Source organism: Bordetella tumulicola (genome assembly GCF_965138755.1).
In the GTDB taxonomy this organism is placed as follows: domain Bacteria; phylum Pseudomonadota; class Gammaproteobacteria; order Burkholderiales; family Burkholderiaceae_B; genus Bordetella_A; species Bordetella_A tumulicola.
Window position 1 is genome coordinate 849,398 of record NZ_CBCSFP010000001.1, and the last position, 23,674, is coordinate 873,071.

The 23,674-nt window shown below is 59.2% G+C and carries 17 protein-coding genes; 9 read left to right on the forward strand and 8 right to left on the reverse strand.

The window, feature by feature from the left end; genetic code table 11:
* Positions 1-215: 215 nt before the first annotated feature.
* Entirely contained in the window at positions 216-830 is a 615-nt protein-coding gene (locus ACNAZS_RS03945) for an IMPACT family protein (RefSeq protein ID WP_415786349.1), read from the forward strand.
* Here ACNAZS_RS03945 and ACNAZS_RS03950 read toward each other — a convergent pair.
* From ACNAZS_RS03950 to ACNAZS_RS03965, 4 genes are all read right to left on the reverse strand, one after another.
* Positions 827-1,624, reverse strand: a complete 798-nt coding sequence (locus ACNAZS_RS03950; protein WP_415786351.1) for a type 2 periplasmic-binding domain-containing protein — start codon at positions 1,622-1,624, stop codon at positions 827-829. The genes ACNAZS_RS03945 and ACNAZS_RS03950 overlap by 4 nt on opposite strands.
* 372 nt (positions 1,625-1,996) lie before the next feature.
* Positions 1,997-2,770, reverse strand: a complete 774-nt coding sequence (locus tag ACNAZS_RS03955; RefSeq protein WP_415786353.1) for an ABC transporter permease — start codon at positions 2,768-2,770, stop codon at positions 1,997-1,999.
* Positions 2,767-3,765, reverse strand: a complete 999-nt coding sequence (locus tag ACNAZS_RS03960) for an ABC transporter substrate-binding protein (RefSeq protein WP_415786355.1) — start codon at positions 3,763-3,765, stop codon at positions 2,767-2,769. Before ACNAZS_RS03960 ends, ACNAZS_RS03955 begins: the two co-directional genes overlap by 4 nt.
* Before the next feature lie 166 nt (positions 3,766-3,931).
* Positions 3,932-4,708: an ABC transporter ATP-binding protein gene (locus tag ACNAZS_RS03965; protein ID WP_415786357.1), complete on the reverse strand. Its 777-nt coding sequence runs from the start codon at positions 4,706-4,708 to the stop codon at positions 3,932-3,934.
* Positions 4,709-5,081: 373 nt separating this feature from the next.
* Here ACNAZS_RS03965 and ACNAZS_RS03970 point away from each other — a divergent pair, with 373 nt between their 5' ends.
* The 4 genes from ACNAZS_RS03970 to ACNAZS_RS03985 all read left to right on the forward strand — a co-directional run bounded on the left by ACNAZS_RS03970 (position 5,082) and on the right by ACNAZS_RS03985 (position 11,391).
* The gene (locus ACNAZS_RS03970) at positions 5,082-6,743 is read left to right on the forward strand and encodes a Hint domain-containing protein (RefSeq protein WP_415786359.1); all 1,662 of its coding nucleotides are present in this window, start codon (positions 5,082-5,084) and stop codon (positions 6,741-6,743) included.
* 259 nt (positions 6,744-7,002) lie between these two features.
* The gene (locus ACNAZS_RS03975; protein WP_415786361.1) at positions 7,003-8,232 is read left to right on the forward strand and encodes a Hint domain-containing protein; all 1,230 of its coding nucleotides are present in this window, start codon (positions 7,003-7,005) and stop codon (positions 8,230-8,232) included.
* 106 nt (positions 8,233-8,338) lie between these two features.
* On the forward strand, positions 8,339-9,988 hold the full coding sequence (locus ACNAZS_RS03980; RefSeq protein ID WP_415786363.1) for a Hint domain-containing protein: 1,650 nt from the start codon (positions 8,339-8,341) through the stop codon (positions 9,986-9,988).
* Between the two features lie 113 nt (positions 9,989-10,101).
* Complete coding sequence (locus ACNAZS_RS03985; protein WP_415786365.1) at positions 10,102-11,391, forward strand: Hint domain-containing protein; 1,290 nt, start codon at positions 10,102-10,104, stop codon at positions 11,389-11,391.
* Positions 11,392-11,492: 101 nt separating this feature from the next.
* Here the strand turns inward: ACNAZS_RS03985 and ACNAZS_RS03990 are convergent, their stop codons facing one another.
* A complete protein-coding gene (locus ACNAZS_RS03990; protein ID WP_415786367.1) occupies positions 11,493-11,717 on the reverse strand; it encodes a type 2 periplasmic-binding domain-containing protein in 225 nt (74 codons plus the stop codon).
* Positions 11,718-11,872: 155 nt separating this feature from the next.
* On the opposite strand from ACNAZS_RS03990, the gene ACNAZS_RS03995 reads away from it, so the two are divergent.
* From ACNAZS_RS03995 to ACNAZS_RS04005, 3 genes are all read left to right on the forward strand, one after another.
* A complete protein-coding gene (locus ACNAZS_RS03995) occupies positions 11,873-13,978 on the forward strand; it encodes a hydantoinase/oxoprolinase family protein (RefSeq protein ID WP_415786369.1) in 2,106 nt (701 codons plus the stop codon).
* Positions 13,975-15,603, forward strand: a complete 1,629-nt coding sequence (locus tag ACNAZS_RS04000; protein WP_415786371.1) for a hydantoinase B/oxoprolinase family protein — start codon at positions 13,975-13,977, stop codon at positions 15,601-15,603. The genes ACNAZS_RS03995 and ACNAZS_RS04000 overlap by 4 nt, the downstream gene beginning before the upstream one ends.
* Positions 15,604-15,717: 114 nt before the next feature.
* Positions 15,718-16,701, forward strand: coding sequence for a Bug family tripartite tricarboxylate transporter substrate binding protein (locus ACNAZS_RS04005; protein ID WP_415786373.1), 984 nt, complete (start codon positions 15,718-15,720; stop codon positions 16,699-16,701).
* Here the strand turns inward: ACNAZS_RS04005 and ACNAZS_RS04010 are convergent.
* The 3 genes from ACNAZS_RS04010 to ACNAZS_RS04020 all read right to left on the reverse strand — a co-directional run bounded on the left by ACNAZS_RS04010 (position 16,688) and on the right by ACNAZS_RS04020 (position 20,688).
* A complete protein-coding gene (locus tag ACNAZS_RS04010; RefSeq protein WP_415786375.1) occupies positions 16,688-17,638 on the reverse strand; it encodes a LysR family transcriptional regulator in 951 nt (316 codons plus the stop codon). The genes ACNAZS_RS04005 and ACNAZS_RS04010 overlap by 14 nt on opposite strands.
* A gap of 151 nt (positions 17,639-17,789) precedes the next feature.
* Complete coding sequence (locus ACNAZS_RS04015) at positions 17,790-18,935, reverse strand: TauD/TfdA family dioxygenase (RefSeq protein WP_415786377.1); 1,146 nt, start codon at positions 18,933-18,935, stop codon at positions 17,790-17,792.
* 148 nt (positions 18,936-19,083) lie between these two features.
* Positions 19,084-20,688, reverse strand: a complete 1,605-nt coding sequence (locus ACNAZS_RS04020; protein ID WP_415786379.1) for an ABC-F family ATPase — start codon at positions 20,686-20,688, stop codon at positions 19,084-19,086.
* Positions 20,689-22,514: 1,826 nt separating this feature from the next.
* Between ACNAZS_RS04020 and ACNAZS_RS04025 the strand changes: the two genes are divergently transcribed.
* Positions 22,515-23,639, forward strand: a complete 1,125-nt coding sequence (locus tag ACNAZS_RS04025) for a TRAP transporter substrate-binding protein (RefSeq protein WP_415786381.1) — start codon at positions 22,515-22,517, stop codon at positions 23,637-23,639.
* Positions 23,640-23,674: the final 35 nt, after the last annotated feature.

Sequence of the window (23,674 nt, forward strand, 5' to 3'; positions counted from 1 at the left end):
ACCACCGGAACTCACAGTCGTGACAACGCCATGGTCGTTGGCCCGCGACGGGCTGTGATGAACATTTATCGTATCGATGTTCGGCGCGCTGAGAACACCCGAGAATGCGAAACATGATGAGCGGGCGTTCGGCGTAGCGGAAGCATCATGGACGGCCGCGCGTCAAGAACTCCTTCTCGCCGCAATGATCACTCACTCGCCTACAATCGAAAGCTATGAGTGATACGTTAAGTGCGCCCTGTCAGTACGAGGAAGATATCAAGAAGAGCCGCTTCGCGGTTTTTGCTGCGCCGGTGGCCAGCGTGGATGAGGCGATGGCGTTCTTTGCTCGGCATAGCGATCCGGCTGCGACGCACAATTGTTGGGCGTATCGCATTGGGCTGGCGTATCGGTTTAACGATGATGGTGAACCTGGCGGGACCGCTGGGCGACCTATTTTGCAGGCGATTGAGGGCCAGGACCTGGATCGGGTAGTGGTGCTGGTGGTGCGCTGGTTTGGCGGGATTAAGCTGGGTGCCGGCGGACTGGTGCGGGCCTATGGTGGGTGTGCGGCGCAGTGTTTGCGGCTTGGGCCGCGGGTGCCGATCATTGAGACGGTAAGTGTTCAGTGCCGGTGCGATTATGCGGAGCTAACTTTACTGAAGGCGCGTGTTGAGCAGGCGGGAGCCTCGGTTGAGACTGAGCAGTTTGATGGTGAGGGTGCCGCGTTGACGTTGGTGGTGCCGCGTACGGTGGTGGCGGATGTGGAGCGTGTGGTTACCGATATCACGCGTGGGCGATCTCAGTGGACGATTCAGGCACCGTGCCGACTGTGTAGGCGTGCAGATTAACCGCCGTGGCAGTCGGGGACTTCTTGGTCCAGGTAGACGTCGAATGCGACGTCGCGGGCCCATTTTTCGATCATGGTGTTGATGGTGCCTTGGCGGCGCCATTCTTTCATGGTGTCGGTTAGCCAGGTTTTGGTCGCGACGTCGTGGTCAGGGATGAGCCAGACGCGTTCGGCGCGTGGGCCGTTTTCGGACAGGGTGGAGGAGAATTTTTTCCACTCGGGGAATTTCATTAATGGCGCCCAGGTGACGTCGTCGATCAGGCCGATGTCGCAGTTGCCTTCGCGTACGGCGACGAGGGCGTCGGATGGAACGCGGTAGGTACGTACGGTGGTGCCCCATTGTTGGGCGAGTGCCTGGGCCTGAAAGGCGGCGGTGGACATGCAGACGGTGAGGCCTTTGGCGTCTTTCCAATGCTGCAGTGTGGTGTCGCTGCGAATGATGGCTTTGGGGCGTGCGGCGTAGCCGGTGGGAATGGCGGCGATGTGTTGATCGGCCTGCGCGGGTACAGGTTGATCCGTTCGGTGGGTCACGTTTTCGCCGGCAGGGGCTGGCATGTTGTGGGTAGTCAGCCCGGGCGTGCTTTGACCGGCGATGTGATCGCCGATCAGGAGATCGACTTGGCCGGTAGTGAGCGCATTGGCCTGCTGAGCCGGATCGATTTGCACGAGTTTTACGGGCAATCCGAGTTGTTCGCCAAGGCGTTCGGCCATGACGGTGTCCAGGCGTTCCGGCGTACGAATTTTGGCGCCAGCGATGGCTTCGGGTGCGAGGTATGGGATGCCGACGATCAGCATCCCACGTGTGCGTGCCTGCGCGAAGGGGGTAGCTGATCGAGGTGAGGCTGTAGATGCCTGTGCTAAGGAGGCCGCTGATTGAGGTGAGCCTGCGGATGCTGCCGTTGATGAAGCAGGCAGCGGCTCGGCGATCGCTACTGCCACGGCGAATAATAACGACGCCGCCAACGTACTCAACAGAGGTGATTTGATGCGGTGGCGCTGTCCAGGCTGTTTGCCGGTTGGGTAGGCGGCCCTGCCCGCAGTGTGCATTGGTATCGCGTTGGCACGATGCACGGCGGTGGACGCGGTGGGTTGCCGGACACGGGTGCAAGAGGTGGTTAGAACATCCATGGCGTCAGGCGGGCGGGTTTGCTACCCGCCCCTTCCCTTTTAAACGTACTGATAGCGCAGCAAGCGATGCTTGAGGTTTTCGAGGATGAACTGGTCGATCAGGGCCGCGAGGATGGCGATGACCAGGATGTTGGCCATAACACCCGTCATGTCGGCGATTTCGCCGGAGTAGGCGAGCGACCGTCCGAGACCCTGGCCGAACCCGATCAGCATTTCCGCGGAGATCAGGGCGCGCCAGGCGTTACCGAAGGCCAGTTGTGCGCCAGTGATGAGCTCGGGCATGACGGCGGGCAGGTAGACGCGTTTGATCAGGCCCCAGGAGGTTGCCCCCATCACGCGCGCCGCAGAGACGTGGACGCGTTGCACGGATTCGGTGGCGTTCATGACGCTGAGCGCGGCCGGAAAAAATGCGGCCAATGCGACGACCACGATAATGGGCGTGTTGCCAAAGCCCATTACGATCAGGAACAGCGGTACCCAGGCGATGGACGGAATCGACTGCAGGATGACGATGGCGCTGCGCAGGACTTCGCGAAAAAAGTACAGCACCGCTGCGACGAGACCAAAACCTACGCCGGCCAGCAGCGCCAGGCCGTAGCCTGCGCCCAGGCGTCCGAGCGAACCCGCCAGGCTCTGATGAAAGGATGATTCGCCCAATTCGTTGAACAGGCGCTCGACGACGGCGGGCACGCCGGGCATCAGGAAGTCAGGCAATGCCCAGGCGGCGCACTGCCACAGCAACAGAATGAAGACGACGCCAAGCACCCCGGCGAGGTGCTTGCGCAGTCCGGTTACACGAGTAGATGCGCTCAAAGTTTACGAGCCTCTTGCCAGGACAAATCGATGATGCTGGACACGTCGTACGGCTTGCCGTCGCGGGTTTTCAGCGAACCTTGGGCTTGCAGGATATCGGCGATTTCTTGCATGCGCGCCGTGTCTTTGTCGGTCAGCTTGGCCGTGAAGACCTGGGTCTTGATGGCGTCAGTGATGACGGTTTCACGAGGCAATTCGCCTTGCTTGAGTGTTTTGAGCGTGGGCTCGGCGATGAAGTACGACGCGATCAGCTTGGAAGCCTGCTCGGGGTTCTTTTGCAGTAGTTCGATGGCGGCTTTTTGTGCGTCGAGCGCCTTCCATACGTCGTCTTTGCGCTTGTCCAGCACGTCGCCCGAGGTGATCACCACCATGCACGGGAACGGCCAGGCCTGGCCGACTTCGTAGATTTGCTTGACGGGCGCGACCAGTTGCGCGATGCGGTCATACGGCTCGAACAGGAACGCCGCGTCGACGCGTTTGCCGACCAGAGACTGCACGGCGACGGCGGGGCTCACGCCCATGATCGTGACGTCTTCGGGTTTGAGGCTGCCCTCTTTCAGGACGACGCCCTTTAGCACGACGTCGGCGGTGCTACCCTCCTTTTGCGAAGCCAGGGTCTTGCCTTTGAGATCGGCGATCTTGTCAATGCCGGAATCATCACGCACAACCAGCGAGTGGTAGCCTTGTTGCGCGCCACCGACGACCTTCAGGTCGGCGCCTTTCGACGCCCATGCGACGGCGTTGGTAAAGCCCAGTACGCCGATGTCGGCCTGGCCACCCACGATGGCTTTGATCAGGTCAGTACCCGATTTGAATTCGATCAGTTCGGTATCGAGGCCGGCGTTCTTATAGAACTCGCCCTCTTGGGCCACGATGGCCTGGGCATCGTCCATGACGCGCAGATAACCCACGCGGAGTTTCTCGGCGGCCATGGCCGGCGCCGCGGCCAACAATGCCGCAGCCAGTGGCAAAGATAACCATTGTTTAAGTTTCATGAGTGCTCCCAGAGGGGGTATCGGTAGTAGGTTCAACCCTGTCTGACACGTGCGTCCAGCGTGACGCGTCGGGTCGACAGGCGGCAGTCATAAAAAAGTCGATGTGCTCGGCTTAGGGGTGGTTCAACACGCAGCGGCGGGATCAGCGCGGATGACCCGAGGCTGATCAGGCCGCCAATGCGACATTGCCCTCGTCTTTGTCCGCGCTGTCGGTGACTTGGATACCCAACAGGCTGAGGATCTCGCGTTTTTCCGTGGCCAAATCCGACAAGTCGTGCGTCTTTCGACGTTGCGTCAGGTTGAATTCGCGCAGTACGCGGGCCGGACGGGCGCTGAACACCACGATACGATCGGCCAGGAACAGCGCCTCGTCGACGTCGTGGGTCACCAACAGCACCGTGGGCTTTTCTTGCTGGATGAGTTGGCGCAGGACATCTTGCAGACTCAGGCGCGTCAGGGCGTCCAGCGCGCCAAAGGGCTCGTCCATCAGCATCGTCTGGGGCTGGGCGATAAATGCCCGCGCCAATGCGGCACGCTGGCGCATGCCGCCCGACACCTGCTGAGGATAGTAGTTCTCAAATCCCGCCAGTCCGACGCGCTCCAGCCAGGCGACGGCTTTTTCGCGAGCCTGGGCGCGAGCGACGTTCTGGAACTCCAGTGCCAGTGACACGTTGTCGCGCATGGTCAGCCAGGGGTACAGCGCGTGCTCTTGGAATACGAGGGTACGACTGGGGTGCGGACCGGTGACGGGCTTGCCGTCGGCGAGCACGCTGCCACGCGTGGGGTTTTCCAGGCCTGCCGCCATGTGCAGCAAGGTCGATTTGCCACATCCCGAGGGGCCTACCAATGCGACTAACTCGCCCATTTTGAATTCACTGGAGAACCCGTCAACAACGTGCAGTGCACCGAAGTCTTTGTGGACATGGTCGAAAGTCAGATTCATAGAGCGGGCTCGCGCACAACGTGCTTAAAAAACATAGCCCTAATCTAACAATTCGCTATATGAATCCAAACTATATTTTAATCATTGAATCATTACTTTTAGTTATATAAATATCGCATCCTCAGGTGAGATATCGAACACCCATAGCCGCGTGATCGGTTTTCACGATGCCTTCGGCATTGATTTTCAGCAAAAAATACAACAATAAATATCAATATTAAGAAATTAATAGGACTTTTAACGTAATTATTGATTGAATTTCTTTGTATTGTGAGCCATATTTAGACTTCAAGTGACATTTAAAGTTATTTGGAAAGTTTTCAACGGTTGCAGCTTTCCCCTTTCTTGTTTTCCCTCTTGGAGCGCGAATTCAATGGCTACAGTCTCGATTACGATACCCAACGGCGATTCCAAAATCGTCAAACCCGACGATTCCCATGGCGTCAACAACGATGACACGATTGACTTAACCCTGGAGGGCAGCAATCAACTGACGGTTGAGCACCTGCAAGTGCACCTCCACGTTGTGACCTCTGAAGCAGGTACCGGCGAAAGCGTCATTACCTCTGCACAGGACTCGGATCTCTCCATTCGCCACGTCCAACTGAATAACGGTCAAACCCTCAAGTACAACGTCGACCACGAGTCGTCGCTGACGTATAACGCCAAGGCGGACCAACTCGACGCGCTGGAGTCGAGCACGTTTCATTTCATGGGCACAACCGAGGGCGGTGACCCCGGTGCCGCCATTAAGCTCGTGCTGCCTCAGCCACTGGACACGGACATTAATCCCTCTATCACGAATTTGCAGCCCGGCGACTCGCTTTTGATCGAAATCGATGACGGTAGTGGGACGCCCATCGTACCGGCACACTATCAGTTCAATACTCAGCCAAGCGGCGTTCAGTTGCGTTTCTTCGACAGCGAAGACAACGATCTGGTGTATTTTGACCTGCCCGAGGGTTTCAACCAGGACCTCACATACGAAGTGGACTCGAATGGCAACTTCGTCGTCGGTTGCTATTTGCGCGGCACACACATCGCCACACCCGAGGGCGAAAAACTCGTCCAGGACCTGCAGCCCGGCGATCAAGTGCTGACCGCCAGCGGTAGCGTCGCCACCGTGAAATGGCTGGGGCATCGCACCATGTACGCCAGTCGCATTCCCGCCAATCACGCCATTCGCGCGTATCCGGTATGCATTGCAGCCGGGGCACTTGCGCCCAATGTGCCCACGCGAGATTTATACGTGTCGCCCGGCCATCATATGTACTTTGACGGCAAGCTGATTCCCGCCATGCTGCTGGTCAATGGCAAAACCATTACGCAGGATTTCTCTCGCCACGCGTTCGAGTACTTTCACGTCGAGTTGGATCGATTCGATATCCTGCTGGCCGAAGGCGCGGCTGCCGAGTCCTATGTCGATACGGGCAACCGTTCGACGTTCGAAAACGTGAAGACAGTCTCGATGCTCGCGGACTTTGGACCTGCCGAGGGTCGCCCTTCTATCGATGGCATCCAGATCGCCCGATCCGGGCCCGCGGTCGAGGCCGTGCGCAAGCATTTACTCAAGCGCGCCGCGGCGATCACGAAATCCACGCGCGTCAATGATCCCGATCTAAAAATTTCCGTCAACGGCCAGGAAATCTTGCCCGAGCTCGCCGGCCAGACCGAAGGGGTGATGCGCTTTGTCTTGCCGTCGGGTGTCCAGGCCAGCGATCTGCACATCGTGTCGCGCTCGGCCGTCGTCCGTGAAACCACGTGGCATGCCCGGCGTGATCTACGACGCGTCGGCGTCGCGCTGGCCAGCATCACCATCGAAGACGCCACGGGCCGACGCGAGATCAATGTGCAGGATAAGCGCTTGCGTGGGCTGCAACCGTCGCAGGACGTCCGCGGCGTCATCATGCGCTGGACTACGGGGAACGCGATTATCCCCGCCACGCTGCATGCCATCGAAGGCCCGGCCGTGCTCGAGCTGGATGTGCGGCGTACGTATTCGTATTGGGCGCCCGCGCAAAAGCGCGCCGCGTAGCCGAACAGTCATCTGATTGACATCTGATTGACGCCGTACTGACATCTCACACGGCGCCGCGGCCCCGGGCCGCTGCAGACGACCAAGTTACTCGTTCATTGAGTAGCCCAAGACACTGCAGCGGCCCAAGCGACCTTAGCTACCCGTCGGCGATAAACGCTCGCTAAACGGCTGCGCCCGTTATCATGCGTTACCACTTGCAAGACATAGAACAGCGCGTTTCCCTAAGCCTACTCAACCTAGCGGATGCCTTCTTGTCATGACCCAGTTCATCTTGGTAAGCGACGAAAACATTACATTCGATTCCTCGTTCTCCCCTGAGGACGGCATTGCCGATATTGCATTCCAAAAATCCAACACGGTCACGGTTGACGATATTGATCTCACCATTAACCTCGACGCGACTCATGGCGACGAAACAGGGCTGCCCGCACCAGCACAGACCACCATCAACGCCGTCAACGATGCCAACATCGTCATTGATTCCGTGATTGGCTACGAGCGGGATGGCGCGAGTCTCACGCTGAACATCAGCGACACATCGTCGATTTTTTACAACGCAACAAACATCAGCAATCTAGACGATTTTGACAAAGTGACCGTGAATTTCACGGGCGACGATGGCGCCGGGTTGTTCAAGCTGCAACTTCCGCCCGAAAGCGTTTATCGCAGCGCCACCCTGTCCGGGCTCTCGAACGGAGATTCGCTCATTATCGAGCCATACGGTTCCGCAACGGGCATTGGTCGCGTAAATTGGGATGCGGCAAATAGCGAATTGCATATCGACGTCCTCGAGCCAGACGGCTCATTGCGACCAGCCTTGACTTTCAAGGTCGAGGGTGACATCCCGGCGGACGCGACGTTTGAGAATGTAGGAAACGGCCAGGTCACCTTCAAGTCACCGTGCTATCTGCGCGGTACGCATATCGCCACATCCGAGGGTGAAAAACGCATCGAGGACCTGCAAGCCGGTGATCAGGTGCTTACCGTCAGTGGACGGCTCGCCACGGTGAAATGGGTGGGCTACTTCAAGCTGCACAGCAATCGCATCCCTGCTCAACATGCAACCCGTGCCTATCCGATATGCTTCACGGCCGGCGCGCTCGCGCCCAATGTTCCTACGCGAGACCTGTACGTGTCGCCTGGCCATCATATGTATTTTGATGGCAAGTTGATCCCTGCCCTGCAGTTGGTCAACGGCAAAACCATTACGCAGGATTTCTCGCTACGTGCGTTTGAGTACTTTCACGTCGAGCTGGATCGATTCGACATCATTCTGGCCGAGGGCGCGGCGGCGGAGTCCTATGTTGATGCCGGCAATCGCTCGGCATTCCAGAACGTGAACATCGACTCGATGCTGGCAGATTTTGGTCCTGCCAAAGGCCGCCCCGTCATCGATGGCATTAAAGTCGTGCGCGCCGGCTCCGTCGTTCAGGCCGTACACCAGCGCTTGCTCGAGCGTGCCGAGGCACTGAAACTCGCCGTGTAAGCACGCGCACGACAACGGCTAATGCCGCTATCTTGCGTTACCCCCTGCAAGACATAGAACAGCGCGTTTCCCTAAGCCCACTCAACCTAGAGGATGCCTTCTTGTCATGACCGATTACTCGTTAAGACCCGACGAAGACCTCACGCTCGATGCCTCGAGCGACCCGTTCGCGAACATTACACCTCACGGACCCAACACGATTACCGTTGATGGTAGTGATATCTACATGAACCTCGATGGCACCTCTGGGGAATTCATCGGCGCCTTTCCGGTGACGACTATCAACGCCACCAACAATGCCAATGTCGTCATTGAACAATTGACTGGTTACTCGATAGACGAGACGAGTCTCACGCTGAATATTGACGACACCTCCTCGCTTTCTTATGGCACGAAAGACTTCAATCAAGAGGCCTTCAGCAGGACGACTGTTAATTTCACGGGTGATGGCGGTGGGATATTCAAGCTCCAGCTTCCGCCCGAGAATATTCCTGACGGTGCCATATTGACCGGGCTCTCGAATGGCGATGCGCTTTATGTTGACGCGCTGGATCCAGAGACAGGAATACAATATAAGGTTGACGTAAATTGGGACATGTCAAATCGCCAATTGTCTATCGCTTCCATCGACCCGAACGGCAATGTGCGATCACACGTGACTTTCAAAGTTGAAGGTGAGATCCCACCTGACGCGATATTCGAGGACCTTGGAAACGGCAGAATCACCTTCAAGTCACCGTGCTATCTGCGGGGCACACACATCGCCACACTCGAGGGTGAAAAGCCCATCGAAGACCTGCAGCCGGGCGATCAGGTGCGCACCGTCAGTGGACGAGTCGCTACCGTGAAATGGGTGGGCTATTTCAAGCTGCACAGCAATCGTATTCCCGCCCCACATGCAATTCGTGCCTATCCGATATGCATCACGGCCGGCGCGCTCGCGCCCCGCGTTCCTACGCGAGACCTGTACGTGTCGCCCGGCCATCATATGTACTTCGACGGCAAGCTGATCCCCGCCTTGCTGTTGGTCAATGGCAAAACCATTACGCAGGATTTTTCTCGACGAGCGTTCGAATACTTTCACGTCGAGCTGGATCGGTTCGATATTATTTTGGCCGAAGGCGCCGCGGCGGAGTCCTATGTTGATGCCGGCAATCGCTCGGCATTCCAAAACGTGAACGTCGACTCGATGTTGACGGATTTTGGTCCCGCCGAAGGTCGCCCTGATATCGATGGTATTCAGATTGCCCGATCCGGCTCCGCCGTCGAGGCCGTGCGCAAGCATTTGCTCAAGCGTGCTGCGATGCTGACGCGCTCCACTCGCGTCAATGATCCCGATCTGAAAATCTCCGTCAACGGCCAGGAGATCCTTCCCGATATTGCCGGCCAGACTGAAGGGGTAATGCGCTTTGTCTTGCCCTCGGGCATCCAGGCGAGCGATCTGCACATCGTGTCGCGCTCCGCCGTCGTGCGTGAAACCACATGGCATGCGCGACGTGATCTACGACGCATCGGTGTCGCCCTGGCCAGCATCACCATCGAAGACGCCAGGGGCCGACGCCAGATCAATGTGCAGGATAGGCGCCTGCGTGGTCTGCAGCCGTCGCAAGATGTTCGCGGCGTCATCATGCGCTGGACTACGGGGAACGCGATTATCCCCGCCACGCTGCATGCCATCGACGGGCCGGCGGTGATCGAACTGGATGTGCGGCGTACCTATTCGTATTGGGCGCCCGCGCAAAAACTCGCCGCTTAACTGAATAGACAACGCTCGCTAAGCGGCTGGACCGTTATCGTGCGTTGCCACTTGCAAGACATAGAACAGCGCGTTTCCGTAAGTCCACTCAACCTAGCGGATGCCTTCTTGCCATGGCCGATTATTTATTAGAACCCGACGAAAACATTACGTTCGATCCCTCGTCTTCTCCCGAAGACGGCACTGCCAAGCTTACAGTCGTAGGCAACAACAGAATTACGGTTGACGGTCTTGATATCGACATTAGCATCGGGGAGGTACCGGGCGTCTCCCAAAGTGCACAGACAATCATCGACGCTGCTAACAACGCCAACGTCACCATTGATGACTTGGAGGGTTACCACACAGGCTCCCAGAGTCTCACGCTCAATATTGATGACACATCGTCGATATCCTATGGTGCCGAAGAGTTCAATCCAGAGGCCTTCAGCAGGACGACCATTAATTTCACGGGTGACGGCGGTGGCGTGTTCAAACTGCAGCTTCCGCCCGGACGTGTTCCTGACGGCGCCATTCTGACCGGGCTCTCGAATGGAGACACTTTCTATCTTGAGACGGACTCTCCCTTGAGGAAGATTGGCGACGTACGTTGGGATGCATCAAGTAATGAATTGCGCGTAACCACCTTCGAACCAGACGGCTCGCGACAGACGGCCGTGACCTTCAAGGTCGAGGGCGACATCCCTGCTGACGCGACGTTCGAGAATGTTGGAAACGGCCAGATCACCTTCAAGTCGCCGTGCTATCTGCGGGGTACGCACATCGCCACATCCGAGGATGAAAAACGCATCGAGGACCTGCAGGCCGGTGATCAGGTGCTTACCGTCAGTGGACGGCTCGCCACCGTGAAATGGGTGGGCTATTTCAAGCTGCACAGCAATCGTATCCCAGCTCAGCACGCAACTCGTGCCTATCCGATATGCATCACAGCCGGCGCGCTTGCTCCCAATATTCCTACGCGAGACCTGTACGTGTCACCCGGCCATCATATGTACTTCGACGGCAAGCTGATCCCCGCCCTGCTGTTGGTCAATGGCAAAACCATTACGCAGGATTTCTCGCTACGTGCGTTTGAGTACTTTCACGTCGAACTGGATCGGTTCGATATTATCTTGGCCGAGGGCGCGGCGGCGGAGTCCTATGTTGATGCCGGCAATCGCTCGGCATTCCAGAACGTGAACATCGACTCGATGTTGGCGGATTTCGGTCCTGCCAAGGGTCGCCCCACCATCGACGGCATTAAAGTCGTTCGTTCCGGACCCGTCGTTCAGGCCGTACATCAGCGCTTGCTCGAGCGCGCCGAGACACTGGCCCAATGGGCGCAGTCCGCCGGCCCGAACGTCGGACTGACATCGACGGCCAGATTATCGACAACCACTCAGCGTGGCGCTGGAATACGTTAGATCCCGCCTACTCTGGTCATGGCAAGCGGGCCGACATTTCGACGTACGGCCCGTTTGCCAAATCCGTTTTGATTGCTTGCGACAGCGCCCCCAGTTCGCAGCTATCGGCTATCGGCTATCGGCTCCAGCTTGCGGGTTGCCAGCGACATTTGCAGTGTGGGCGTCGCGCTGCCCATCGAGATTCGTTTGATGGGATAGGACAATAAGACGGAAGGATCGGGCATCGGCAGCACCGACAACCCCAGGCCGGCGCTGACCATGGCCACGATAGCCGCGGGATTGCCGAGCTTCAGGGTACAGCGCGCATCGCCGACGTTCTTATGCACAAAACGGGTCGCCGAGGCACTGCCGACAGTGCCGGGTTTTGCGATTTTTATTTATATAAAATTCCGAATAATCACCCAATAATTTTCGTTGGAATACTGAAGTCGTTCTCTCTATCATGGATGAAACTTTCATCTGAGCAGAAGGAGCACGAGCAATGTCAACGTGGGCGATAGGAATTGATATTGGAGGTACGTTCACCGACGTTGTCGCGCTGAATTATGGCGGTGGCGCGCTGCGCTCGCTTAAAGTCTTGACGACCCATGGCGATCCCGCCGAGGGTGTGGCCAACGGTGTCCAGGCCCTGATCACCGAATGCCAGATTGACTCCCGCCAGGTAAAACGCATCGTCCACGCGACCACGCTATTCACCAACGCGCTGATTGAACGACGCGGCGAACCCACGGGCCTGCTGACCACCGAGGGGTTCCGCGATGTGATCGAGATCGGCAATGAGCGCAAGTACGATCTCTACGACTTGAATATTGAGGCCGCGCCGGCGCTGGTGCAACGACGCTGGCGCGTCGAGATCGGCGCGCGCATGGATGCCGACGGCCAGGAACTGGCGCCCGTGGATGCGGAGCAAGTCAAACGCGCCGTGGCGCCCTTGATCGAGGAAGGGGTCAAATCGCTGGCAGTCTGTCTGCTGCATGCCTATGTGGATCCCAGCCACGAAATCGCAGTGCGCGATATTCTGAAACAGGCTTATCCCGACCTGGACATTACCTTGTCCAGCGACGTGGCGCCCGTGATCCGCGAATTCGAGCGCACGTCCACCACGTGCGCCAATGCGTATATCAAGCCGCTGGCCAATCGCTACCTGACCGCGTTGCAGCGTCGCTTGAGTGCCCTGGCCCTGCCCACCGATGTGCTGATGATGCTGTCCAACGGTGGTCTGTGCCATGTCGACGAAGCGCGCCGTACCCCCATCGAATTGCTGGAGTCCGGCCCCGCCGCGGGCGCGATCTCGGCATCGCACTATAGTGCGCGTGATTCGCTGTCCGACCTGCTGGCCTTTGACATGGGCGGCACCACGGCCAAGCTGTGCCTGGTAGAAAACGGCAACCCCTCTATCGCCTACGGTTTTGAGGCGGCGCGGCAAAGGCGTTTTGCCGAAGGCAGCGGTCTGCCGATCCGCATCACCACCGTGGATCTGATCGAGATCGGCGCGGGTGGCGGCAGTATTGCGTACCGCGATGCGCTGGGCTTGCTCAAGGTCGGCCCGCAAAGCGCAGGCTCGGAGCCCGGCCCGGCGTGCTATGGCCTCGGCGGCGAGGACGCCACGGTGACCGATGCGAATCTGCTGTTGGGCTATTTGAATCCCGAGTACTTTGCGGGCGGCACCATGAACATCGACGTCGATCTGGCCGGACAACAGCTGGGCAAGATCGGCGATGAGGTCGGCCGAGACAAGGTCGGCGTGGCTTGGGGTATTCATGACATCGTCGCCGAGAACATGGCTGGCGCGGCGCGTGTGCACGTGGCCGAGCGCGGCCGCGATCCGCGCGATTTCGTGCTGCTGTGCACGGGTGGCGGCGGACCGCTGCACGGCTACTACGTCGCCCAGAAGATCGGCGTCAGCAAACTGGTATGCCCACCCGCCGCGGGCGTGGCCTCGGCCTACGGCTTGCTGGTGGCCCCGGCGCGTGCCGACCGCTCGCGTACGGTCAGTGTCCGTCCGGGTAGCGACTCGCTGCAAACGCTGGAGTCAGCATTCGCTGACCTGGAAACGCAGGTACAGATTTCGCTCAATGCACTGGAAGCCACCTTTGGACCGGTGCGGATATCCCGCTACGCCGACGGCCGCTTCGCGGGCCAGGGCTTCACCCTGACCGTCCCGTTGCCGGACGGCCCGTACCACGGTCCGGGTGCGTCTGACGAAGCCAGCGTGCGTGCCGCGCTACTGACCGCCTTCGAAGCCGGCTATCGCGAGAAGTTTGGCCGTACGCCCCCCGATGTGCCGATTGAACTGCTGAACCTGCGCGTGTCCGGCGAAGCGCCGCCACGCCAGAAGCCGCCGCATGAAGCCGTCCCTACCGGCGCCACCGCGACGCCCAAGGCGCGGCGCAACGTGTATTTCCGCGAATGCAACGACTACGTCGACACGCCTATCTATGACCGCGCCACGCTGTGCGCCGGGTTCCAGGCCATGGGCCCCTTACTGGTCGAAGATGCCGGCTCGACCCTGGTCGTTGGACCGCGCGGCCGTGTCAGCCAGTCGCTGAGCGGCAACTTGATTGTCGATATCCTGGAGCAAGCATGAGCCAACCCCAAGTCATGGACGTGACGACCGATCCGATTTTTCTGGAAGTGTTCTGGGCGCGCATTCGCTCGATCGTCAACGAAGCAGCCAAGATGATTGTCCGCACCTCATTTTCCACGCTGTCCACGGAAGCCAACGATTTCGCCGTCGTGCTGACAGACTCGCAGGGCCGCGCGTTGTCGGAAAACAGCGGCAGCATCCCGTCTTTTATCGGCACGCTGCCCCGCACCACGCAAGCCGCCATCGAGCGCTTTGGCACCGAGAACATGCGTGCGGGCGATGTCTACATCACCAATAACCCCTGGATCGGCACCGGCCACCTGAACGACGTCACCCTGGTCAAGCCGCTGTTTCACCAGGGCGCGCTGGTAGCTTTTGCGGCCTCGACGGCGCACGTGCCCGATATCGGCGGCAAGATCCGTTCAGTCGATACCCGCGAGCTGTACGAGGAAGGTTTTCATATTCCGCTGATGCTCTTGCTACGCGAGGGCAAGGAAGACGAAACGCTGCTGAACCTGTTGCGCACCAACGTGCGCACGCCCGAGCAGACGGTCGGTGATATCTGGGCGCAAATGGGCGCACTGGAATTGATTGGCGGGCGGATCGACGCGCTACTCAAGGAATATGCGCTGCCCGAGCTCGATTCGCTGGCCCATGCTTTGTTTGAGCGCAGCGAGGCCGCCATGCGCGCGGCCATCCAGGCCCTGCCAGATGGCAAGTATCAGTACCAGATGAATACCGACGGCTTCGAGGAACCATTCCTCTATGTCGTCGAGGTGCGCATCGAAGGCGATACGATCACCTGCGATTTCGAGGGCACGTCGCCCCAGCAGCCACGCGGTATCAACTGCGTGCTGCCGTATACCGCGGCCATGTGCGCGTACGCCATCAAGACCCTGCTGTTGCCGGACCTGCCCAACAACGATGGCCTGTTTCGCCCCATCAGAACCACGGCACCCGAGGGCTCGTTGCTGAATCCACGCCAGCCCGCTCCCGTGGGCGGCCGCTCGTGCACGGGCCACTATGTGCCAACCGTCGTGTTTGGCGCCATGGCCCACGTAATCCCACGCGCCGTGATCGCCGGCGCGGGATCCCCGCTGTGGGTCACCAACTTCAGCGGCACACGCCCCAACGGCAAACCCTTTGCCACGGTGCTGTTCTACAACGGTGGCATGGGCGCATCGGCAACCAAGGACGGCGCCTCGGTCATGGCATGGCCCAGCAATATCTCGCCGACGCCCGTAGAAGTCGCCGAGCGCGAGGCGCCGCTGCTCTTTAAGCGCAAGGCGTTTCGCACCGACTCCGGCGGACAAGGACGTCATCGCGGCGGGCTGGGTGAGGAAATATGTTTTGTCAGCCGTCACGACACACCCATGTCGGTCATTTTCATGACCGAACGCACCAAGGTGCCCGCGCCGGGTATCGCCGATGGCGAAGCCGGCGCCTGCGGCGAAGTGCTAATCAATGGCGAGGTCATCAACAACCGGCTGCCTCAGTGGATACAACCCGGCGACGAGATCACCCTGCGCACCCCCGGAGGGGGTGGCTACGGTCCGGTGGTCGAGCGTAACCCGACGCTGATCAACCGCGATCAGCAACAGGGATACGTGCAAAACGTGCCGTAATTTTCGGGCCGCGCATCAAGCCCGCCGGCTTGATGCACCGGCGGGGTGGCGGCCCAAACAGACGTTTTGTCACCCCGCCTATACATCGATGATCAACGATCACAAGGGGAATTTATGAACAAAGCACTATTGAACAAGCGCATCTTCTGTGGCGCGCTGACGCTGACTGCCGTGATGGCGGTGCCCATCGCATCGGCGGCTTATCCCGATCAGCCCATCCACTTCGTCGTGCCCTACTCCGCGGGCGGTTCGACCGACCTCCTGGCACGCATGCTGGGCGAGAAAGTCGGCAATCAACTGGGGCAAACCGTCATCGTGGAAAACCGCCCGGGCGCCGGCAGCAACATCGGCACCGGCTATGTCGCCAAATCCGAACCCGATGGCTACACCATCCTGATGGCGACCTCCACTGCGCTGGCAACCAACCCTCATCTGTTCAAGAACCTGCAGTACGATCCGCAAAAAGACCTCGCCCCCATCATCCTGACGAGCACCCTGCCCAGCATGGTGGTGGTCAATGACAAGCTACCGGTCAAGACGATCGCCGAGCTCAATACCTATCTGAAGGGCCCAGACGGTCCCCATACTTTTGCGTCGGCGGGCACCGGCACACCGGCTCACCTGGGTGGCGAGCTCTACAAGCGCTCGTTGGGCGTTAACGTGATTCATGTCCCGTACAAGGGTGGCGCGCCTGCCTTGACTGATCTGGTGGGAGGCCAGACCGATTTCATGATCGCGGTGGCGCCCGAAGCCATCCCGCTGGTCAAGGACGGGCGGCTGCGCGCGCTGGCGGTCACCACCAAAACGCGTTTGGCCGCCTATCCGGATCTGCCCACGGTGGCCGAATCCGGCATTCCCGGCTATGAGCTAATCGCCTGGTACGGCGTGCTGGCGCCGGCCGGGACACCTGCCCCCATCATCGATAAACTGAACGCGGCTTTTGACAAGGCGCTTCAGGACCCGGCTGTCGCCAAGAAAATGGGAGAAATGGGCTTTGTGATCGACGGTGGTACGCCGTCCGTGCTGACCGAGCGCATTCGCACCGAGAGCGCCAAGATGAAAGAGCTCATTGAGCAGGCCAACATCACGCTCGACTGACGCGAGCAGCGATACGCACGTGCCGCGGCACGGGCGTATCGTGCAGTACCTGCTCGAAGATCGAAAGAAAGGCGTCGGCACTGGGCGACAGCGACCGCAGGCGACGCGAGACCAAACAGATCTCGCGCGATAACTGCGGCGTCTTCAGTGGCCGAAACCGTAGGCCATCTGCAAATCCCGTGTGCTCTACCGTCAGCGCCGGCACGATCGAGTAACGCCCCGGTATTTTCAAAAGCGAAAACAGCGACGTCGTGGACGAAACCTCGTCGAGCTTGCCCTCGCGCCGGCGAAACCCACGCGCCTGCTTGGCCAGAAACGCGCCGATACCCGTATCGTCACTGAAGCCCACGTAGTGATCAGGATCGAGTTCGCTCCATGCCAGAGCGTCGGAGCGCTGCGCCAGCGGGTTATCCTCGCCCACCACGATGCCATAACGGTCGCTCAGCAAGGGGGTGTAGATCAAATCTTCCAGACCGTTATGCTGTGCTGCCACGGCGAAATCAATGGTCCCTTCGGCCACCATCTGCTCGACCCGCTGTGCTCCCGCGTCGCGGATAGATATCGTGATTTGAGGAAAGTCCCGTTTGAAGACTTCGATCACCCGGTACAGGTAATAGTCGATTACCGACGCGGCGGCGGCGATACGCAAGTGCCCGCGCTGCACGCTGGCAAAGGCCTTCAGGTCCGAGATCGAGGCGTCGAAACGCTTGACCAGTTGCTCGGCCTCGGCCAGGTAGTGTTCGGCCTCGTCTGTCATGGACACACGACGCGTGCTGCGATCGAAGAGTTTGACCCCGACCGAGTCCTCGAACTGCTGGATGACATTGGTCAGCGACGACTGCGTCATATAAAGGCGCGACGCCGCAGCCGTGAAGGTGCCACTGCGCGCCACCTCGACAAAGCAGCGTAAATGACGCATGGATACGTTGCGCGACATCGTTTTCCTTTATTCGTATTTTCAGAATAAATATGTCTAATTTATCACTGAAAAGTGATGCTACGATAGACGACAGATGTCATTCGTTAGTCGGCCATTGATAGGCGGCCATTCCCGGTGGCCGATATGCCGGGCTACTTAGCACGGTGGCTCAAACGGCCAACGATGCGGCCATGTCTTCCTTACGAACCTTGGGCGCCCACGTGGCGTAGAGCATGCCCAATGCGTCTGCTTGCTGCCGCTCATAGGCGAGGAAAGCCTCGCTGACCTCGGTACCGCGCATACCACCCCGCACGGCGCCCGGTCGGCCGTCCACGAAATATTCTTCCCACGCTTGTGGCAAGCGTTGCGAGATGGGCACCGCCAACCACAGGCGCAACAGATGGCGCTTCTGATCAGGATCGTCATAATCTTCGAACGAGGTCCGCGAGTGCAGCGTGACGTAGCTGTTGAGCAGTTGCATATCACCGCGTTCAAGCTCCATCGTGTAGCAGAGCTTCTCGCTGGCCATCAGTTGCTCAAGCAGTTCGATGGCGTCGGATTGTGCGTCCGTCAAGCGTGGAACTTCGGGAAAGTCCCGCTGGGCAGCGACAATATTCTTGCGGTTCATGCGCGCGGCAAAGCAATCGCCGTCTTGGGCGAACACCGGGCAGCGATAGTAAGGCGGCTGGCTAGGGTCCTGCGCCCCTTGGTAGCTATGAAAGAACGGACGAACCATCACCTCGAGCAGGTCCGGACGCAGCCGCTGGACTTCATCGTGCAGCGCGATCGAACTGACCACTTTGCTGCCGCCGCCTGACTTCGCGGTGCGACGGCACAGCAGCGCCACAACATCCGTCGAATCGATATGGAAATCCAGTTGGGCGTTGGTGTTGTAGCCACGACCACCCTTGACCTTGTACGAGCCACCGGCGTCGCGCACGTCGGTCGTGAAATCACTGGCGCGGTTCTGTGGGCGACCGACGCCCATGTACAAGCCCATGCCCCAGTAGGCCATGCGGACGTCTTCTTCGGTCCAGACGTCCACGGGAAAGCCTTTCATCAGGCACATGCCCCAGCGACCCTGGGTCATGGCGATCGCCTGGCGCAGGATGGCCTGTGTCTCGGCATCCAGCGGAAAATCCTGTTGCCGCCATTCCAGCAGGGGCTTGCCATGCGTCTTGGCGTGCCGCAGGGCCTGATTCAGCGAATCAATGTGTCGCTGGCCGACGCGCAGCACCCAGGATACGTCCTTGCGAACGTCGTCCGCGATCCAGGCTTGCGGACCGCCCTGCCCAGTGGCTTGCTGGCTACTCATTTGTACGCTCTCCATCGTTCGGGGAAAGCGTTCAGTCTAGGCAGAGGCGTCCGTCTTGGGTAGCGCCGTTGTTTGATCCCTGACGTAAGCCTTTTTGAAGGCTACGTGCGTCACGGGGCACGCACGCCAGGGCGGTGGCTGGTGGCGATCAGCCTTCGATGCCGCGCGAGGACAGGAAGTCTTCGTAGCCGCCACGATAGTCGACGATCTCGCCATTGGGCAGGACTTCGATGATGCGCGTCGCCAGACCCGAGACGAACTCCCGGTCGTGCGACACAAAGATCAAGGTGCCCTGGTACTTTTCGAGTGCGAATTGCAGCGACTCGATCGACTCCATGTCCAGGTGGTTGGTGGGCTCGTCGAGCAGCAGGACGTTATGCCGGCCCAACATCAGGCGACCAAAGGTCATGCGGTTTTTCTCGCCGCCAGACAGGACTTTGGGGGCCTTGGGCAGATCGTCCGCCGAGAACAGCAACCGACCCAGCACCGAACGAATGGATTGATCGTCGTCACCAGGCTGACGGTACTCGCCCATCCAGTCAAGCAGATTGATATCCGTTTGCTGGAACTGGTCAGAGACGTCTTGCGCCATATAGCCCAGGTCAGCGTTATCCGACCATTTCAGCGAACCTGAGTCGGGTTTCAGATCGCCGGCCAACAGGCGCAGCAGCGTGGTCTTACCCACACCATTGGCGCCGATGATGGCGATCTTTTCGCCTGCGTCGATCATGGTGGAGAAATCACGGATGACCGGCGCATCGTAGGATTTGGAGAGCTTTTCGATCGTGACCGCCAGGCGGTGCATGACCTTGTTTTGCTCGAAACGGATGAACGGGTTCTGGCGCGACGACGGCTTGACCACGACCTGCTCGGACTTGATGCGGTCGATCTGCTTCAGGCGCGAGGTCGCCTGACGAGACTTGGATTTGTTGGCGGCGAAACGGCGCACAAAGTCTTGCAACTCGGCGACGCGCTCCTTGGCCTTGGCATTGTTGGAGACCAGACGCTCGCGAGCCTGGGTCGAGGCCAGCATGTAGTCATCGTAATTGCCGGGATAAATACGGATCTCGCCGTAGTCCAGGTCGGCCATATGGCTGCAAACCTGGTTCAGGAAGTGCCGGTCGTGGCTGATGATGATCATCGTGCTCTGATAGCTGTTGAGCACGTTTTCCAGCCAGCGAATCGTGTTGATATCCAGGTTGTTGGTCGGCTCGTCGAGCAACAGCACATCGGGATTCGAGAACAGCGCCTGCGCCAGCAGGACGCGCAGCTTCCAGCCGGGCGCGATCTCGCGCATCGGCAGTTGATGCTGATCGACGGCGAACTCCAGGCCCAGCAGCAACTCGCCCGCGCGGGCCTCGGCGGTATAGCCGTCGTACTCGGCAAACTTGGCCTCGAGCTCGGCCGCACGCATGTAGTCGTCCTCGGTCGCCTCGAGGTTGGCGTAGATCGCATCGCGCTCGGTCATCGCGTCCCACATTTCTGTGTGACCCATCATGACCACGTCCAGCACGCGCAGGTCTTCGAAGGCAAATTGATCCTGACGTAGTTTGCCCAGGCGCACCCCCGGATCGAGCGAAACGTTACCGCCGGAGGACTCCAGGTCACCGCCGATGATTTTCATGAACGTCGACTTGCCCGAGCCGTTGGCCCCGATCAAACCATAGCGGTTGCCTTCCCCGAACTTGACACTAACGTTCTCGAAAAGGGGTTTGGGACCGAACTGAATAGTAAGATTGGCGGTAGATATCACGGTATTTTATTAGGGCAAGAGACGCCCGCACAGACGCGGGGCTAAACCTAACAGTGTACCAAGTCGCGATTACAGCCGCTAATCCGCCGGGAAACCCTCGTCTCGCCACGCCCAACCCCGTACGTGGGCCTGGTCGGCCAACGCCCGAGCAAAAGCGCGTTCGAAGCCCGGTGTCAGCGGCAACACGCCCAGATAGTCACCGTCATGTCCCTGCGTCACCACGCCCATCAGTCCCAGCGTGGAAAGCTCTGGCGCCAGCGTGCCCCAGTCTTTCGTGAGGGCGCAACGACGCACTAGCGAGGCGGGCAGCTCGGGGGGCATGGCGTCGCGGGGGCAGAAAAACACGACTTGCGAGGCCGACAGATGCCAGGCCCCGATGGAGAACAGGCTGCGCGCCTGCGCGGGTACATCGGTGCAGGCCAGCAGAGGCTCGTTCAGTCCGGCTATCGGCCGGATCCAGACGTCCTCGTGCCGCTGCCAGTCCTGCGCCGCGTCCTGGCCCGTCAGTCGACGAAGCCAATCGGCAACTGGCCAGGTGCGTCGCGCCTCCTGGCCATCAGGCAAGGTTTCCGTCAAAAAANCCACGCCGGCAATACGGCAGAATGCCTCGGACAAGGCGTCAATCAACGCGGACGGAAGGCCTTCGTCCACTGGCGTGGGATGTTGTGTCCAGTCCAACCGATACATCGCCTGACCGGGCGCGAGCACGCCCAACTGCAAGGCCTGCGTATCGCCTTCTTCGCCCACGCGGCCCCATGTCAGAGAGAGTGTCCCCGCGCGGGCGTCTGGCATCTTAGTGGCCTTCACCACGCAGCCAGGCGCGGACTTCGGCCTCGCTGCTGATGATCAGCGGGCGAAAACGCGTGTCTTCGGCCCAGTCATAAACCACGCCGGCCACCGTGCTGCCGACGAAATAGCCCACCCCGCCACCAATAATGCAGCCCCCGAGGCCGCCAAGACCCGCGCCAATGGCATTACCCACTAAAGGCGCCTCACTGCCGGCCCAAAAACCTGCTGTCGCACCACCCGCGCCGACGACCTTGCAACCCGCCCNAGCCCCCGCCCAACCGGCAACGACCTCGGTCGCTCGCCGCAACGGTTTATCGGCCTGAACAATAGAGACCGCGTCGACGGCCATGCCCACTACGCCCAAAAAGCGACCGCCATGACGAAAGTAGCGTGCGGCATGGTATGTCGCCGGGGCGGCACCCGAAACAGGGGTATGGTTAGTAATGCCAAAGGTCGGCAGAGTTTTACTCTGATTCCAGTGATAGGTGATGGCCTTGCTGCCGTTAGGCAATTTCTGCTCACCGTAATCTAGACGCAATTGACGGCCAAATTTCTTGCCAGGATCTTCGACAAAAAAGAGCGTGGAGGTCGAATTCTTGAAATTGCCGGGTGCATAAAGCTGAATGCACAGTCCTTGCGTGCCGGGCACCGGAATACGGACAGACGACGCGGCGCCAGCACCAGCCATCGGGATCACAGCGCCGGACCAGGGCGCCGTTGCGTTTTGTGCCTGTTCGTCAGCCACAGATCCTATCCTCATGTACATAGACCCGAGCGGAATTGAATCACGATAACGCACGTGAGGACAACTCAATGGGTCTTTTCGCATCGCTCTTACGGGTTATCCCCATATGTCAAACAATTGTCAGGATGGGTTCAGCAAGGTTTAATCGACAAGCGGTATGCCAAACCATGTACAAGTATTTCAATTCACGCATACCGCGCAGGTCCCATGCATTGCGCTTTGTTCTTGCTGCACCTTACAAGCTGTTCCATAACAAGCTGGTCCATGCAGTTCACCGAGGAGACAACAAGCCATGCCACAAGCCACATCATCACGTCGTCGTTTCATTGCAGGAGCCACCACCATCGCAGGTTCCGCGGCGCTAGGATTTCCAGCCGTGACGCGCGCACAAAACGCGCCTATTTCTTTGCGCTTTCAAAGCACCTGGCCGGCCAACGATATTTTTCACGAGTTCGCGCAAGATTACTGCCGCAAGGTCAACGATATGGCCGAGGGCCAGTTGAAGATCGAAGTGCTGCCCGCCGGGGCCGTCGTAAAAGCCTTTGACCTACTGGATGCCGTGTCGGCAGGCACACTGGATGGCGGCCATGGCGTCGTGGCCTATTGGTACGGCAAGAACACCGCCGTCGCGCTCTGGGGTTCGGGCCCGTCGTTCGGGATGGATGCCAACATGCTGCTGGCCTGGCATGAATACGGTGGTGGTAAAGAACTGCTGACCGAGATCCAAAAAGCGATGGGCGTCAACGTCGTGTCGTTAATGTACGGCCCCATGCCGACACAACCGTTTGGTTGGTTCAAAAAACCCATCACCAAGTTCGAAGACGTCAAAGGCGCGAAGTTCCGCACGGTAGGCCTGGCTATTGACATGTATACCGCCATGGGCGCGGCGGTCAACGCCCTGCCCGGCGGGGAAATCGTTCCTGCGCTGGATCGGGGCCTGCTGGACGGCGCGGAGTTCAACAATGCCTCGTCCGATCTATCGCTGGGCTTTCCGGACGTGTCCAAGATCTGCATGCTGCAAAGCTTTCACCAAAGCGCCGAGCAGTTTGAGATCCTGTTCAACAAGAAAAAATATGACACGCTGCCCAAGCATCTGAAGCATATTCTGGCCTACGCGTCGCAAGCCGCCAGCGCCGACATGTCGTGGAAAGCCGCCGACCGTTATTCCACCGACTACATCAAGCTGCAGAAAGACCATAACGTCAAGTTCTACAAAACACCCGACTCCATTTTGCAAGAGCAACTCAAGATCTGGGACGCCATGATCGAAAAACGCTCGGCAGAAAACCCCTTGTTCAAGAAAGTGCTGGAATCCCAGCGCGACTTTGCACAACGGGCAGGACGGTGGCACAACGACGTTTCCGTCAATTTCCGAATGGCATTCAACCACTACTTCTCGCGCAAGCCCGCCGCCTGATTCGTTGATGGTTGACGTCAAGCCGCACCCTTGCA

Bases quoted from the DNA above. Each gene is read 5' to 3' on its own strand.
- ACNAZS_RS04000 (WP_415786371.1), top strand. From the start codon at position 13,975: ATGAGCCAACCCCAAGTCATGGACGTGACGACCGATCCGATTTTTCTG.
- ACNAZS_RS03965 (WP_415786357.1), bottom strand. From the start codon at position 4,708: ATGAATCTGACTTTCGACCATGTCCACAAAGACTTCGGTGCACTGCAC.
- ACNAZS_RS04025 (WP_415786381.1), top strand. From the start codon at position 22,515: ATGCCACAAGCCACATCATCACGTCGTCGTTTCATTGCAGGAGCCACC.
- ACNAZS_RS03980 (WP_415786363.1), top strand. From the start codon at position 8,339: ATGACCGATTACTCGTTAAGACCCGACGAAGACCTCACGCTCGATGCC.
- ACNAZS_RS03960 (WP_415786355.1), bottom strand. From the start codon at position 3,765: ATGAAACTTAAACAATGGTTATCTTTGCCACTGGCTGCGGCATTGTTG.
- ACNAZS_RS03950 (WP_415786351.1), bottom strand. From the start codon at position 1,624: ATGCTGATCGTCGGCATCCCATACCTCGCACCCGAAGCCATCGCTGGC.
- ACNAZS_RS04005 (WP_415786373.1), top strand. From the start codon at position 15,718: ATGAACAAAGCACTATTGAACAAGCGCATCTTCTGTGGCGCGCTGACG.
- ACNAZS_RS04010 (WP_415786375.1), bottom strand. From the start codon at position 17,638: ATGTCGCGCAACGTATCCATGCGTCATTTACGCTGCTTTGTCGAGGTG.
- ACNAZS_RS03985 (WP_415786365.1), top strand. From the start codon at position 10,102: ATGGCCGATTATTTATTAGAACCCGACGAAAACATTACGTTCGATCCC.
- ACNAZS_RS03975 (WP_415786361.1), top strand. From the start codon at position 7,003: ATGACCCAGTTCATCTTGGTAAGCGACGAAAACATTACATTCGATTCC.
- ACNAZS_RS04015 (WP_415786377.1), bottom strand. From the start codon at position 18,935: ATGAGTAGCCAGCAAGCCACTGGGCAGGGCGGTCCGCAAGCCTGGATC.
- ACNAZS_RS03945 (WP_415786349.1), top strand. From the start codon at position 216: ATGAGTGATACGTTAAGTGCGCCCTGTCAGTACGAGGAAGATATCAAG.
- ACNAZS_RS03970 (WP_415786359.1), top strand. From the start codon at position 5,082: ATGGCTACAGTCTCGATTACGATACCCAACGGCGATTCCAAAATCGTC.
- ACNAZS_RS03995 (WP_415786369.1), top strand. From the start codon at position 11,873: ATGTCAACGTGGGCGATAGGAATTGATATTGGAGGTACGTTCACCGAC.